A 14,166-nucleotide genomic window follows, 5' to 3' on the forward strand; every position below is an offset into this window, starting at 1 on the left:
AGGTCCGTGTGCTGCAACAGGCCTTCAACGGCCTGGTGGGCGGCGCCTTCTATGCGCTGCTCGCCTTGGGCCTGTCCGTCATCTTCGGCATGCTCGGCGTGGTCAACTTCGCCCATGGGGCCTTCTACATGCTGGGCGCGTTCACCTCGTACGTCCTGCTGGACTCACACGGCGTGAACTTCTGGGTGGCGCTCGTGGTGGTGCCGCTCGCGCTCGGCGTGGTCGGAATCGTCCTGGAGCGGCTGTTCATCCGGCGGCTGACCCCGCTCGACCCGCTGTACAACTTCCTGTTCACGTTCGGGCTCGCACTGATCCTGCAGGACCTGGTGAAGCGCGAGTACGGCGTGCAGTCCCAGCCGTATCCGCGGCCCTCCGCGCTGTCAGGTTCGATCGACCTCGGGCTGTTCACCTACCCGGCCTACCAGGTGTTCGTGCTCGGCGTCTCCGTGCTGGTGTGCCTGGTGGTGTGGTTCGTGCTGGCCCGTACGAGGGTCGGGATGGTGGTGCGGGCGGCAACCGAGCGGCCGGAGCTCACCCGGGCCCTCGGCATCGACGTGGGCCGGTGGGTGACCCCCGTCTTCGGCTTCGGCATCGCCCTGGCCGGGCTGGCGGGGGTGCTCGCCGCGCCGATGCGCGCGGTCAACCCGCTCATGGGCTCGGACCTGATCATCGTGGTGTTCGCGGTCGTGGTGATCGGCGGGCTCGGGTCGCTGTTCGGCTCGGTGGCCGCCGGGTTCGCGATCGGGCTGGTCTCGGCGCTGGGCAACTACTACGTCCCGGCGCTGTCCCAGACGCTCGTGTTCATCCTCATGGCGGCCGTGCTGCTGTGGCGCCCGGCGGGTCTGTTCGGACGAGAGGAGGCTCTATGATCGTCCGCCTGCTGACCGGCTCGGCGCGGGGCAGGTTGCTGCTGGCCGTCGGGCTCGTCCTGGCGCTGGCGCTGCCCTGGATGATCTATCCGCCGGTCGCGATGGACATCGCCTGCTGGGCGCTGTTCGCGGTGTCGGTGGACCTGCTGCTCGGGTTCACCGGGCTGCTGTCCTTCGGGCACGCGGCGTTCTGGGGCGGCTCGGCGTACGTGTCCGGTCTGCTGGCCGTGCACGCCGGGCTGCCGTTCCCGGTGGCGGTGCTCGGCGGGGCGCTGTTCGCGGCGCTGATCGCGGTGCCGATCGGCTACCTCGCGGTGAGGCTGAGCGGCATCTACTTCGCCATGGTCACTCTGGCGTTCGCCCAGATGATCTACTTCATCGCCAACCAGTGGCGCGACGTCACCGGCGGCGAGAACGGGCTGCAGGGCATTCCGCGTGAGCTGTTCGGGCTCGACCTGTCGGACCCGTTCATCTTCTACTATCTGGGGCTGCCGATCGTGCTGCTCGGCCTGCTGCTGGCCTGGCGGATCGTACGGTCGCCGTTCGGACGGGTGATCGTGTCCATCCGGGACAACCCGGCGCGGGCCCGTGCTCTCGGCTACCCGGTCGGCCGCTACCGGCTGCTGTCGTTCGTGCTGTCGGCGTTCCTCGCCGGGCTCGCTGGTGGGCTGTTCGCCATCAGCCACGGGTTCGCCTCGCTCCAGGAGGTCTACTGGACCACCTCGGGGCAGGCCGTGATGATGGTCGTGCTCGGCGGCATCGGCACCCTCTGGGGCGGCGTGATCGGCGCGGGCCTGGTGGTCGAGCTCAACGACTACCTGGCGACGGCCGGCTTCCAGGAGATCGGCATCGTCACGGGCACCATCTTCATCGTGATCGTGATGGTGTTCCGCAAGGGCATCTGGGGCACCGCCCGCGACCTCCTGGCCGCGCGCGCGAAGCGCCAGGACCCCGGCGGCGCGAAGGCGCGGGACGAGGACCCCGCGCCCACCCCTGCGCCCGACGTCAACGCCCCAGCCTGAGGATGAGCCTCTGGAGCACGGCCACGGCCCTGCTCCAGAGGCTCAACCGCCGGTGGCGCCGCCTCTCGGGTGTGCGGCGCTACTTCTTGGGTGTGTAGAGGCGGATGTCGGTCAGGCTGGCGCTGCCCTCGTACACGTTGGTGTAGAGGTCACCGATGACGAAGTAGTCCGGGTAGCCGGAGCCGGCCGGCCACTGGTCGGGCCACTCCCGGGTGCCGTTGTTGTCGTTTTGCACGAGCGTGTTGTTGAAGCGGCCGTCGTACTCGTCCGGGGTCTGGTTGTAGTGCCAGGTCGGCGCGTTGCCCACGATGAAGGGCCGGTGGAAGCGCAGTGTCTTCTGGCCGACGCGGGCGAAGTTGCCGCTGGCCTCCAGCGTGTAGCCGGTCGCGTCCCGCTCGATGGCGAAGGTGTAGTACTGGTTCGGCATGAGCTCGGGCTGCAGCTCGGCGGCCGAGGACAGCTGCTGCTCGGCCACGCCGCCCGAGCAGCTTGACATGAACCACTGGGAGTTGCCGGCCAGGCCGCCCTTGCCCGGCCGCCAGTTCGGCAGACCGCTGATCCACATGTTGACGGTGTTGAAGTTGCTGTCCCGGTAGTTGTAGTACTCGCCGGTGTCGGAGTTGCAGACCCGTCCGCCGGTGCCGGTGCCGACCCGGTCGGGGTGCTGGGAGAACGCGTCCATCAGCACCTTGCGGCGGTAGTGCCAGAAATGGTTGTTGCGCGGAGCGGGGTCGGCGAAGTCGACGATCGACATGTAGTGGAACCCGTTATAGCCGTACGGTCCTTCCCGCACGTCCTGCCAGTCGCAGTACGGCGAGGACGCGTCGCCGTTCCAGCCCGGGCTGCGCGACCCCTCGCCCCACGGGTGCTGGGTCTTGCAGCCCTCCTTGGAGTAACCGTTGATCCGGCCGTCGTACTCGATGGACCCGTTGCGCTTGCCGCCGAAGTCGAGGGTCTTCAGTTTGTACTCGACGCGGTACTTCTGCGGCAGCTTGTTCGTCGGCCGGAAGATGGCGCCGCCGGTGTGGTCGGGCACGTTCAGCTCCGCCACGCTCCCGCCGCCGCGCAGTTTCTTGGTGGTGATGGAGGGCGGGGCCTCGATCTGGCCGTCCTTGTTCCAGTCACGCGCCGACAGCGAGGCGGTCAGCCAGCCGTCCTTACCGACCTGGAACTCCTTGCGGTACGTGGCGAACGAGTCGAGCGCGGTCTTCCAGGCCGGCCCGTAGTCGTTGCGGTACCACTCGCCGGCGTCGTCCATGACGGTGTCGAAGGGGTCGTCATAGGCGTCCCTGATCCATGGGGCGCCGGCTCCGGCCAGCGGCTTGGAGAAGTCCTCCGAGTAGAGCAGTTTCCAACCCGTCCGGTGTGACGGGCCGTCCTTGTCCGCGCTCGCAGCGGTGCCGGTGCCGAGCGCCGTGGCCGCGAAGGCGCACGTCACCAGGACCGCGAGCGCGGCCTTCCGTCGGGCCGGGATGACTCTCCTGTGCATCATGCTCCCTGGGGTGGTGCCAGTACTGACTCGACTACAGGGGAGAGGTGGTCCGTTCCGTGTTACGGAACGGTGTCTTGCCTTGCAGAACCGTTCGAACGGTAAGTCGAGGGAGGCAAGGCTGTCAATGGTGCAAAATCGGCCGAATCCGACTAATCGCACCGGCTGTGGAAGCACCGCTCCCCCGCAGGCGGACGCGGCGGCCTAGCGGTCACATGGTCCGATCGACGCGGCCGAGTGGCCGGCGACGAAGGCCGGCCGGAGGCTATCCCCGTCCCGTCCGGCGTCGGGCGGTGGCGGAGCGGTCGATCCGGCTCGGCGGACGGCACCGGCACCCGCGCTCCTGCGCGTAGCCGTCGGCGATCGCCTCCCGCAGCAGTGGCCGCGGCCCTTCATCGGTGGTGAAGGCCAGGTCGACGCAGGCCGGCTCGGTCCGGATCGCGCAGTGGCCCTCCGACTCGTCCTGAGGGTCGAAGCGCCACGTACAGCCGATCGCATCGAGCGCCGCCACGACGTCGTCGTAGGCGGGCCGGCCGGGCAGGTGGAGCGGCTCGCCGGTGCCCGGATGCGGCAGCCGGGCGATGTCGCGCCAGGTCGATGCCCTGATCATGGCGACCTCACGGCACCCGCAGAGGACGACCTCCAGATCCCCGTAGAGGAGCGTCCAGGACCTGCTGCTTCCGCCCCCGCCGCGCGCCATGGCACCGGCGTCCAGCGGTGCGCCGAAGGCCTCGACGGAAGCGGCGTCCGCCGCGACATGGATCGGCCCGATCCGGCCCGTCGCAGCGAAGGCGGCCACCCACGTCGTCAGCTCCACGAGCCGAGTATGCCGTTTCCGTCGTCGCTCTCCGCGAAGGGGACCCGAAGGAAACGCCCCCCGCTTCCCCGTGCTCAGGCGGTTCGGTAGGCGCAGGTCGGTCGGGCGGCGAGGAAGCTCGTCCGATCGAGGACGTGCACATGGATCAGCCGGTGATCCTGAGTCACGTCCTCGGCGCTGTGGTGGTGCACGAGACCGAGCTTGGCGATGATCCGGGCCGTGGCCGCGTTGCCCTCCTGATGGCGGGTGAGGACCAGCTCGGCATGGTGGTCGAGGAAGGCCTCGTCGCGCACCGCACATGCGATCTCGGTGGCGAGGCCTCGACCCCACGCGTGCGGTTCGACCCACCAGCCGAGCTCGATGGCCGCGACACCGGTCCCGAACTCGCCCGGTTCTCTGTGCGTGAGCGCGGCCAGGCCGGTGAACTCCCCGGTGCGGTGGTCGAGGGCGGCCCGCCACCCGTACCCATGGCGGGCCCAGTGGTCCAGTGCGGCTTCGTGCCGCGCCTCGGACAGTGCGGCGCTCCATGGCCGGCGGTCGCCGACGAACCGGACGACCCGCTCATCGCCCGCCATCCTGCGCAGCTCATCGAGGTGCGAGGGCTGCCACGGAGCCAGGGTGAGGCGTTGCGTGGTCAGGATCTTCACGCCGCCATACTGCCGGTAACATGCCCGCACCAGGATCCGCCCCGCCGGATTCGGTCTGAATGTCGGTACCGGCGTCTAGTGTCGCGGGCGTGAACCGGACCGACCGTCTTTACGCCGTCGTCGAGGATCTCCGGGCGCGTGCGCCGCGCCGCCGCACGGCGCGTGAGCTGGCCGCGCGGTTCGAGGTGAGCGTTCGCACCATCGAGCGCGACATCGGCGCGCTGCAGCAGGCCGGCGTCCCCATCTACGCCGACGCCGGGCGGCACGGCGGTTACGCCGTCGACAAGACGATGACGCTACCCCCGCTGAACTTCACCCCGGCCGAGGCGGTCGCCGTCGCCATCGCGCTGGACCGGGCCGGCGGTTCGCCGTTCGCGCGCTCGGCCCGCACGGCCATGCACAAGATAGTGGCGGCGATGTCGGCCGCCGACAGCGCGGCGGCGCGGGACCTCGCGGGGCGGATCCGCATCCTGAGCCCCGTCGACGGCGACCCGGCGGCCAGCGTGCCGACGGTGATCGAGGATGCCGTCGCCGCCCGTCAGGTGGTGCGGCTGGACTACGTCGACCGCAATGGGGCCACGACCCAGCGCGACGTCGAGCCGGTCGCGTTCGTCTCCGGCACCCGCGACTGGTACTTCATCGGCTGGTGCCGGCTGCGCGAGGAGGCCAGGGGGTTCCGCGTCGACCGGATCCGCAGAGCCTCCCTCCTCGACGAGACGGCCCCACCGCGGCAGTACGAGGACGTCGGGCCGAGCATCCCCGACCTCGTCGCGCACTCGCTGGAGATCGGCTGACCAACACCGACATAGGGCTGTCGCGGGAGGTTGCGAACGTAGAGGGCACACGCGAACTCGACCCCAAGGGAGCAACCCTCGTGAGCACATATCAGCCCGACTCCGTCGCCTGGTTCGAGATCGGCGCGGAACGGCCGGAGGAGACCAAGCGGTTCTACGGCGAGCTGTTCGACTGGACCTTCGGCGGCGCCGACGGCGGCGAGATGCCGTACTACGAGGTCACGGCGCCCGGAGCCGACCGGCCGAGCGGTGGGATCTTCGCTTCCATGGGCCGGTTCCCCGACTACGCGACGTTCTACGTCGTGGTGGAGGACGTGGCCGTCACCCTGGCCAAGGCCGAGTCGCTCGGCGGCAAGGTACTGATGCCGCTGACGACCTCCCCGGGCGGGCTGGTGTTCGCCCAGCTGAGCGACTCCGCCGGCAACCGCTTCGGCGTCTTCACCCCGCCCGCCTGATCCCCCGCCCCCTACCCTCCGCCGTGATCTCGCGGTTGTTCGCGGGGACGACTGCGAGATCGCGGCGACCCCCGCCGGTCACGTTCACCTCGGTGATCATGCAGTTGTCCGCGGCTCTGGGCCGAGTTCTCACTCCGGCGTACGGATGCCCGCACGAACAACTGCGTGATCAGGGCAGAGCGGGCGCGGCGGTGGATGCGCGCAAGCGTCAGGAACGCGTCCAGGCGAGCAGGTCGTCGGCGGTCATCGTGTTGACGACCCGGTCGACCGGCACGCCGCACTGCGCCGCGCGTTCGCACCCGTACGGCTGCCAGTCCAGCTGGCCGGGGGCGTGCGCGTCGGAGTCGATGGACACCCGGCAGCCCGCCTCGACCGCCAGCCGCAGCAGCCGCTTGGGCGGGTCGAGCCGCTCCGGCCGGGAGTTGACCTCGACCGCGACGTCGTAGGCCTCGCACGCGGCGAAGACCAGGTCGGCGTCGAACTCCGACTCGGGCCGCAGGCCGCCACGGCGGCCGCCGCTCTTCACGATCCGGCCCGTACAGTGGCCGAGCACGTCGACCCTCGGGTCGGCCACCGCGGCCACCATCCGGCGGGTCATCTCCGCACGCGGCATCCGCAGCTTGGAGTGCACGCTCGCGACGACCACGTCGAGCCGGTCGAGCAGCTCGGGTTCCTGGTCCAGCGAGCCGTCGTCGAGGATGTCCACCTCGATGCCGGTGAGGATGCGGAACGGCGCCAGCTCCGCGTTGAGCCGGTCGACCACGTCGAGCTGCTCGCGCAGCCGCTCCGCCGACAACCCGTTCGCCACGGTCAGCCGGGGCGAGTGGTCGGTGAGCGCGATGTACTCGTGGCCGAGGTCGCGGGCCGTCTCGGCCATCTCCCTGATGGGGCTGCCGCCGTCGCTCCAGTCCGAGTGGGTGTGCAGGTCGCCGCGCAACGCCGCGCGCAGCGCGGCGGCGGACTCCTCGAGCGGCGTGCCCTCGGTCGCCTCCAGCCGCCGCAGGTACACCGGCACCTCGCCGCGCAGCGCCTCCTCGATGACCCGCGCGGTCACCTTTCCTATCCCCGCCAGCTCGGTCAGCGTGCCCTGTTCGACCCGCCGGGCGAGCTCGTCCCGGGGCATCCCCTCCACCAGGTCGGCGGCCGACCGGAAGGTCCGCACCCGGTACGTGGCCTCGAGTGCGCGCTCGAGCAGGAACGCGATGCGGCGCAGCGCCTCTACCGGATCCACACCTAGACCGTACGCCCTGACGCACCGATCTTGACGTAAACCACAGGCCCGCAACGTCGCTGTGAGCATTGAGCATCACGCCGGAGGTGGCACTCTTGAGTACGTGGACAGCACGAGCGATGCGGCGATCAGGGAGCAGACGACCAAACATCTCGAGGAGGCCATGAGCAGCTTCGGCACTGCCGCCTTGGCCCGGATGGAGGAACAGCTGCACTGGTTCCGCCGGATGCCGGCGGAGCACCGTTCATGGATCGGGCTGGTCGCGCAGGCGGGCATCGCGGCGTTCGTCGAGTGGTTCAAGAACGCCGAGAAGACCCGTCCGGCCATCGCCGGCGAGGTGTTCGGCACCGCTCCCCGCGAGTTGATGCGCGCCGTACGGCTGCAGCACACGGTCGAGATGGTGCGCGTCATCATCGACACGGTCGAGACCCGGCTGGACGAGCTGGCCGCGCCCGGCGGTGAGACGCAGCTGCGCGAGGCGATCCTGCGCTACACCCGGGAGGTTGCCTTCGGCGCCGCGGCCGTCTACGCACGCGCCGCCGAGACGCGCGGCGCATGGGACGCCCGGCTCGAGGCCCTCATCGTCGACTCGCTGCTGCGGGGTGAGGTGGACAACAGCCTGCACTCGTGGGCGGCGGCGCTCGGCTGGTCGTCCAAGCCGGTCGTGGTGGTCGTCGGGCACACTCCCGAGGACGAGTCCGAGGCGATCATCGACCAGATCCAGGTGGCCGCCCGGCGGGCCCGCGTCGACGTGCTGGCGGGGGTGCAGGGCCACCGGGTCATCGCCATCGTCGGGGGTGCCGACGATCCGCTCGAAGCGGCCCGGCCGATCGCCGCCAAGTGCGGCCCGGGCCCGGTGGTCGCGGGCCAGCAGGTCCCCGACCTGTACGGCGCGACGGCGTCGGCCCGAGCGGCCCTCGCCGGGCTGCAGGCGGCGACCGCGTGGCCCGACGCCCCGCGCCCGGTGCTGGCCTCGGATCTGCTGCCCGAGCGCGCCCTGGATGGCGACGACGAGGCCCGCCGCTACCTGGTGGACCAGGTGTACGACCCGATGTGCGCGGCCGGCGCCCCGCTGCTCGACACGCTCACCACCTATCTCGAACAGGGGTCGTCGCTCGAGGCCACCGCGCGCCTGCTCTTCGTCCACCCCAACACCGTGCGCTACCGGCTGCGCAGGGTCACCGAACTGACCGGCCTGGTGCCCACCGACGGGCGGGCGGCCTTCACTCTGCGCATCGCCTTGGCCCTCGGCCGGTTCGCCGCCCGGTCGGAAATCCGTCCCGGCGGAGCATGAGGACGAGCTCTTTACCTGAACGCGACCGCCGAAACGCCGCAGATACAGGGCTTGTAGGAGTCGTACAAAGCAGGCCCGTAAAACTTCGTGGAGATCGGCATCTACGTGTCGAACCTCTACAGTGCAGGGTTGGACACGTGCTCCTTATCGCCGCGCCCGGTCAGGGTGCCCAGACACCCGGTTTCCTCCAGCCTTGGCTCGAGGTGCCGGGCATCGCCGACCACATCGCGTGGTGGTCGGCGGTGACCGGACTGGATCTGGCGCACCACGGCACGGCCGCCGACGCCGACGAGATCCGCGACACCGCCGTCGCACAGCCGCTCCTCGTGGCGGCCGCGCTGGCCGCCGCCGAGGCTCTCGGCGTGGGGCCCGGCCCCGGTGAGAGCGCGGGCTCCGGTGACGGTGCGACCGGCCGTACGGTGCCCGACGCGGTCGCCGGGCACAGCGTCGGCGAGCTGGCGGCCGCCGCGATCGCCGGGGTGCTGTCACCCGAGGCGGCCCTCGTCTTCGTGCGAGAGCGCGGCCGGGCGATGGCCGAGGCGGCGAAGCAGACGCCCACGGGCATGACCGCGGTGCTGGGCGGCGACTCCGGCGAGGTCCTCGCCGCGATCGACAAGCACGGGCTGACCCCCGCGAACATCAACGGCGCCGGCCAGATCGTCGCGGCGGGCACCCTGGAGCAACTCGCGGCGTTCGCCGATGAGCCGCCGGCCAAGGCGCGGCTACGGCCGCTGTCGGTCGCGGGAGCGTTTCACACCGAGCACATGGAGCCGGCGGTGGAAACGCTTCGGCGGATCGCGCCGGGCATGCCGGTGGCCGACCCGGTCACCAGGCTGCTGTCGAACCGGGACGGCGCCGTGGTCGACGCGGGGGCCGACTACGTCTCCCGCCTCGTCGACCAGGTCAGTTCGCCGGTGCGATGGGACGCCTGCATGCGGGCGATGGCCGATCTCGGCGTGACCGCCATCATCGAGCTCCCCCCGTCGGGCACACTGGTCGGGCTGGCCCGCCGCGAACTGAGCGGTGTCGAACTCCTCGCCCTCAAAAAGCCCGAGGACCTGGACAAGGCCCGCGCACTGATCGCCGAGCACGGCGGCGTACGTTGACCGGTGAATCGGCAAGGCCAGGGGAGGAATCATGAGCACGTTCACACTTCCGGCGGGAGCGCCGGGGGCGCGGATCCTCGCCTTCGGCGACTACCAGCCGGCCAAGGTCGTCACCAACGCGGACCTGACCAAGATGGTCGAGACCGACGACGAGTGGATCCGCAGCCGCGTGGGCATCACCGAGCGCCGGATCGCCGGCCCGGACGAGAGCCTGCTCGACCTGGCCGTCCAGGCCGGCGGCAAGGCCCTGGCGGGCAGCGGCCTGGCCGCCACGGACATCGACCTGGTGATCGTGGCGACCTGCACTCCCGAGACCACGATCCCGAACGTCTCGGCCTCCGTGGCGCACCATCTCGGCATCAGCGCGCCGGGCGCCTACGACGTCAACGCCGCCTGCGCCGGGTTCTGCTACGCGCTCGCCAGCGCGTCCGACTCGGTACGCGCGGGTTCCGCGCGCAACGCGCTGGTGATCGGCGCCGAGAAGCTGTCCCAGTGGGTGGACTGGACCGACCGTACGACCGCCATCATCTTCGCCGACGGCGCGGGCGCGGCGGTCGTCACCGGCTCGGACACCCCCGCGGTGGGCCCGGTCGTGTGGGGCAGCGCGGGCGAGCACTACGACAAGATCATCGTTCCGGATCGGCAGGCGTTCCTCCAGCAGGAGGGCCAGGCGGTGTTCCGCTGGGCGACGACCGCACTGCACCCGGTGGCCAAGGAGGCCTGCGACCGCGCGGGAATCGCTCCAGAGGACCTGGCCGCCTTCGTTCCGCACCAGGCCAACCTGCGTATCGTCGAGGCGATAGCGCGCAAGCTCAAAGCGTCCAACGCCGTGATCGCCAACGATATCGTGACCGCCGGCAACACGTCGGCGGCGTCGATTCCGATGGCACTGTCCCGCATGATCGAGCGTGGGGACGTTCCGTCCGGCGCACCTGCCCTGCTGATCGGGTTCGGTGCCGGGCTGACCTACGCTGCCCAAGTCATTCAGATCCCGTAGGCCCGCATCCGAACCCACAACGGCCTGCGTCCACAGATGAGGAGAATCCCTAACATGTCAGCCACCGAACAGGAGATCTTGACCGGCCTCGGCGAGATCATCGAGGAGATCGTCGGCATTCCCGCGGCCGAGGTCACCCCGGAGAAGAACTTCATCGACGACCTCGACATCGACTCGCTCTCGATGGTCGAGATCGCGGTGGCGGCCCAGGACAAGTTCGATGTCGAGATCCCCGACGACGAGCTCCGGAACCTCAAGACCGTCAAGGACGTCATCGCGTTCGTCCAGGGCCTCCAGGGCGTCAACAAGGCCTGAGCGATGTCGTGGCGCGCCGTCCAACGGCGTGCGGCGCGCCGCCCCATCCCCCGCGTGATCGAGGAGACAGCATCATGAGCATTGGCCAGGCCACGGCCGGGACCGGTTCCGGTCAGGGCTATGGAAGCGGCACGGTCGTCGTCACCGGTCTCGGTGCCACGACACCGCTCGGCGGAGACGTCGCGTCGACCTGGTCGGCACTGCTCGCCGGCAAGTCCGGGGTGCGCATGCTCGACTGGGAGGGCATCGAGGAGCTGCCCACCCGCTTCGCCGCCACCATCGCGGTGGAGCCCGAAGAGGTCATGCCCAAGCACCGGCTGCGCCGCCTCGACCGCAGCCAGGCGTTCGCGTTGATCGCCTCGCATGAGGCCTGGCGCGACGCCGGGTTCGCCCCCCGCGACATCACGGGGCGGGCGAGCGGCGAGCCGTCCGAGGGCTTCGAGCCCGACCCTGAGCGGCTCGGCGCCGTCGTGTCGAGCGGCATCGGCGGCCTGATCACCGCGCTGGACGGCTACCGCGCCTTCCAGCAGACCGGTTGGAAGCGGGTGTCCCCGTTCACCGTGCCGATGCTGATGCCGAACGGTCCCGTGGGGCATGTCAGCATCGAGTTCGGCGCCAAGGCGGGCGCGCACGCCCTGGTGAGCGCGTGCGCCTCCAGCGCCGAGGGCATCGGCTACGCCATCGACATGATCCGCAGCGGCCGCGCCGACGTGGTCATCGCGGGCGGCACCGAGGCCACCATCCACCCGTTCAACATGGCGGCGTTCTCCTCGATGCGGGCCATGTCGACCCGTAACGACGAGCCCGAACGCGCGTCCCGCCCCTACGACAAGAACCGCGACGGGTTCGTCATCGGCGAGGGCGCCGCGACCCTGATCCTCGAGTCCGAGGAGCACGCCCGGGCGCGCGGCGCGAGGATCTACGCGATCGTCGCGGGCGCCGGCTACTCCTCCGACGGCCACGACATCGTGCAGCCCGACCCCACCGGCGCCGGGGCCTCCGCCGCCATCCGCCGGGCGCTGGTGAACTCCAGGCTGACCCCCGACCAGATCGTGCACGTCAACGCGCACGCCACCTCGACTCCGCAGGGCGACGTCGCCGAGATCCTCGCCCTCAAGGACGCGCTCGGGCAGGAGGCCGCCGCGAAGGTGCTCATCACCGGCACCAAGTCCATGACCGGGCACCTGCTCGGCGGCGCCGGCGCCCTCGAGTCCCTCATCACCGTCCTCGCGCTCCGCGAGGGCGTGGTACCTCCCACCGCGAACCTGGAGAACCTAGACGACGCGGTCGACCTCGACATCGCCCAGGGTGAGCCGCGCCGGCTTCCTGACGGTCCCATCGCGGCCCTGAACAACTCGTTCGGTTTCGGCGGACACAACGTCGCCGTCGCATTCCAACGCGCTGTCTAGCGTAAGGAGCCACCTGACGTGACCGTGCTCGATACCGGCGTCCGCGGCCCGGCGGTCCCGGGCACCACGACCGAGGAGACGCTCGACCCACGTCACCCTCGGGTCCGGCTCTCCGCGCTCTTCGACGACGCCAGCCTCCGGCCGCTCACCGACGAGACCGACACGAGCGGTGCCCTCGCCGCCGTCGGTCGCATCGACGGCGTGCCGGTGGTGGCCTTCGCGAGCGACCCGCGGGTCCAGGGCGGGGCGATGGGCACGGCGGGCTGTGACGCCATAGTGCAGGCCTACGACCACGCGGTCCGCGAGCGGCTGCCCATCATCGGGCTTTGGCACTCGGGCGGCGCGCGGCTGGCCGAGGGTGTCGAGTCACTGCACGCGGTCGGGCTGGTCTTCGCCGCGATGACCCGGGCGTCCGGCGTGGTCCCGCAGATCTCCGTCGTGCTCGGCGCGGCGGCGGGCGGCGCCGCCTACGGCCCCGCGCTGACCGACATCGTCATCCTGTCCCAGAGCGGGAAGATCTTCGTTACCGGTCCCGACGTCGTACGGTCGGTCACCGGTGAGGAGATCGACATGGCCTCGCTCGGCGGCCCCGAGCCGCACTCGAAGAAGTCCGGCGTCGTGCACGTCGTGGCCAAGGACGACACCGAGGCCATCGCATCGGCCCGCAAGATCGCTCTGCTGCTCGGCCACCAGGGCCGGCTCCGCCCGGAGTCGGTCACCGAGGCCGACTTCTCCGACCTGCTGCCCGAGAACACCCGCCGCGCCTACAACGTCAAGCCGCTGGTCAAGGGCATGGTCGACGACCCCGATGGGCTTGTGGAGCTGCACCCCAAGTGGGCGCCCAACATCGTCACCGCGCTCGGCCGGCTCGGCGGGCGCACGGTGGGCCTCATCGCCAACAACCCGCTGCGGCTAGGCGGGTGCCTCGACGCGACGTCCGCGGAGAAGGCCGCCCGGTTCGTGCGGATGTGCGACGCGTTCGGTGTGCCGCTGGTCGTGCTGGTGGACGTTCCCGGCTATCTGCCGGGAGTCGGCCAGGAGCACGGCGGGGTCGTACGCCGCGGCGCCAAGCTCCTGCACGCATTCGCCGAGGCCACCGTGCCCCGGGTGACGCTGGTCACCCACAAGGCCTACGGCGGCGCCTACATCGCGATGAACTCCCGTTCGCTCGGGGCCACCCGGGTCTTCGCCTGGCCGACCGCCGAGCTCGCCGTGATGGGCGCGGTGGCGGCCGTGCGCGTCCTGCACCGCCGCAAGCTGGCCGCGGTGCCCGAGGAGGAGCGGCCCGCGCTCGAGACCGAACTCGCCGCCGAGCACGAGAAGATCGCGGGCGGTCTCGACCGGGCCCGTGAGCTCGGCGTCGTCGACGAGGTCATCTCCCCCGCCGGCACCCGTGGCGCCATCGCCCGCGCCATCGCCGATGCCATCCCGGCCAGAGGAGCCCACGGCAACATCCCCCTCTGATCCGTCGGCCCCTCTGACCCATCGGCGAGGGGTGACCCGTGCCCGCGCGGGCGTCACCCCGCGCCGAAGCAGACGAATCCGAGGACTCCCGGAGTGCGGGGGACGGAAGCGAGCGCCCGCGCCGGGGGGACACCCGCGGCGAGGCGCCCGTGAAAGTCCGTCATGAAGTCGCGGGTCTGGTCGTCGCGTACGGGGGTGACGCTCGCGACGACGGTGGCGGCGCCGAAGTCGAGCAGGACGCCGACCATGCCCATGAC

Annotated in this window: 15 protein-coding genes; 10 read left to right on the forward strand and 5 right to left on the reverse strand. The window is 70.8% G+C overall.

The window, feature by feature from the left end:
* Positions 1–8: 8 nt before the first annotated feature.
* The gene (locus HKK72_RS17345; protein WP_187235421.1) at positions 9–869 is read left to right on the forward strand and encodes a branched-chain amino acid ABC transporter permease; all 861 of its coding nucleotides are present in this window, start codon (positions 9–11) and stop codon (positions 867–869) included.
* Complete coding sequence (locus HKK72_RS17350; protein WP_187235422.1) at positions 866–1,891, forward strand: branched-chain amino acid ABC transporter permease; 1,026 nt, start codon at positions 866–868, stop codon at positions 1,889–1,891. The genes HKK72_RS17345 and HKK72_RS17350 overlap by 4 nt, the downstream gene beginning before the upstream one ends.
* Positions 1,892–1,970: 79 nt before the next feature.
* Here HKK72_RS17350 and HKK72_RS17355 read toward each other — a convergent pair whose 3' ends face one another.
* The 3 genes from HKK72_RS17355 to HKK72_RS17365 form a co-directional block, all read right to left on the reverse strand.
* Entirely contained in the window at positions 1,971–3,383 is a 1,413-nt protein-coding gene (locus tag HKK72_RS17355) for a hypothetical protein (RefSeq protein ID WP_222720815.1), read from the reverse strand.
* Positions 3,384–3,645: 262 nt separating this feature from the next.
* Positions 3,646–4,197 (reverse strand): hypothetical protein, encoded by a 552-nt coding sequence (locus HKK72_RS17360; protein WP_187235423.1) that lies wholly within the window; start codon positions 4,195–4,197, stop codon positions 3,646–3,648.
* A gap of 74 nt (positions 4,198–4,271) precedes the next feature.
* Complete coding sequence (locus HKK72_RS17365; RefSeq protein ID WP_187235424.1) at positions 4,272–4,844, reverse strand: GNAT family N-acetyltransferase; 573 nt, start codon at positions 4,842–4,844, stop codon at positions 4,272–4,274.
* A gap of 89 nt (positions 4,845–4,933) precedes the next feature.
* Between HKK72_RS17365 and HKK72_RS17370 the strand changes: the two genes are divergently transcribed.
* Positions 4,934–5,638, forward strand: a complete 705-nt coding sequence (locus HKK72_RS17370) for a helix-turn-helix transcriptional regulator (RefSeq protein WP_187235425.1) — start codon at positions 4,934–4,936, stop codon at positions 5,636–5,638.
* Positions 5,639–5,718: 80 nt separating this feature from the next.
* Complete coding sequence (locus HKK72_RS17375) at positions 5,719–6,093, forward strand: VOC family protein (RefSeq protein WP_187235426.1); 375 nt, start codon at positions 5,719–5,721, stop codon at positions 6,091–6,093.
* Between the two features lie 208 nt (positions 6,094–6,301).
* On the opposite strand, the gene HKK72_RS17380 is transcribed toward HKK72_RS17375, so the two are convergent.
* Positions 6,302–7,324, reverse strand: coding sequence for a PHP domain-containing protein (locus HKK72_RS17380; RefSeq protein WP_315987303.1), 1,023 nt, complete (start codon positions 7,322–7,324; stop codon positions 6,302–6,304).
* 103 nt (positions 7,325–7,427) lie between these two features.
* On the opposite strand from HKK72_RS17380, the gene HKK72_RS17385 reads away from it, so the two are divergent.
* The 6 genes from HKK72_RS17385 to HKK72_RS17410 all read left to right on the forward strand — a co-directional run bounded on the left by HKK72_RS17385 (position 7,428) and on the right by HKK72_RS17410 (position 13,909).
* On the forward strand, positions 7,428–8,618 hold the full coding sequence (locus HKK72_RS17385; protein WP_315987304.1) for a helix-turn-helix domain-containing protein: 1,191 nt from the start codon (positions 7,428–7,430) through the stop codon (positions 8,616–8,618).
* A 137-nt stretch (positions 8,619–8,755) separates the two neighbouring features.
* Entirely contained in the window at positions 8,756–9,724 is a 969-nt protein-coding gene (locus HKK72_RS17390) for an ACP S-malonyltransferase (RefSeq protein WP_187235428.1), read from the forward strand.
* A gap of 31 nt (positions 9,725–9,755) precedes the next feature.
* Positions 9,756–10,721 (forward strand): beta-ketoacyl-ACP synthase III, encoded by a 966-nt coding sequence (locus HKK72_RS17395; protein ID WP_187235429.1) that lies wholly within the window; start codon positions 9,756–9,758, stop codon positions 10,719–10,721.
* 54 nt (positions 10,722–10,775) lie between these two features.
* Positions 10,776–11,036 (forward strand): acyl carrier protein, encoded by a 261-nt coding sequence (locus HKK72_RS17400; protein WP_187235430.1) that lies wholly within the window; start codon positions 10,776–10,778, stop codon positions 11,034–11,036.
* Between the two features lie 74 nt (positions 11,037–11,110).
* Positions 11,111–12,445 (forward strand): beta-ketoacyl-[acyl-carrier-protein] synthase family protein, encoded by a 1,335-nt coding sequence (locus HKK72_RS17405; RefSeq protein ID WP_187235431.1) that lies wholly within the window; start codon positions 11,111–11,113, stop codon positions 12,443–12,445.
* A gap of 18 nt (positions 12,446–12,463) precedes the next feature.
* Positions 12,464–13,909 carry an acyl-CoA carboxylase subunit beta gene (locus HKK72_RS17410; RefSeq protein WP_187235432.1) on the forward strand — a complete coding sequence of 482 codons (1,446 nt, stop codon included), beginning with the start codon at positions 12,464–12,466 and terminating at the stop codon, positions 13,907–13,909.
* Positions 13,910–13,962: 53 nt separating this feature from the next.
* Here the strand turns inward: HKK72_RS17410 and HKK72_RS17415 are convergent.
* On the reverse strand, positions 13,963–14,166 hold a 204-nt coding region (locus HKK72_RS17415), incomplete at its 5' end, for a CHAT domain-containing protein (protein WP_187235433.1).

This window comes from Actinomadura sp. HBU206391, from assembly GCF_014323665.1.
Lineage (GTDB): Bacteria > Actinomycetota > Actinomycetes > Streptosporangiales > Streptosporangiaceae > Actinomadura_C.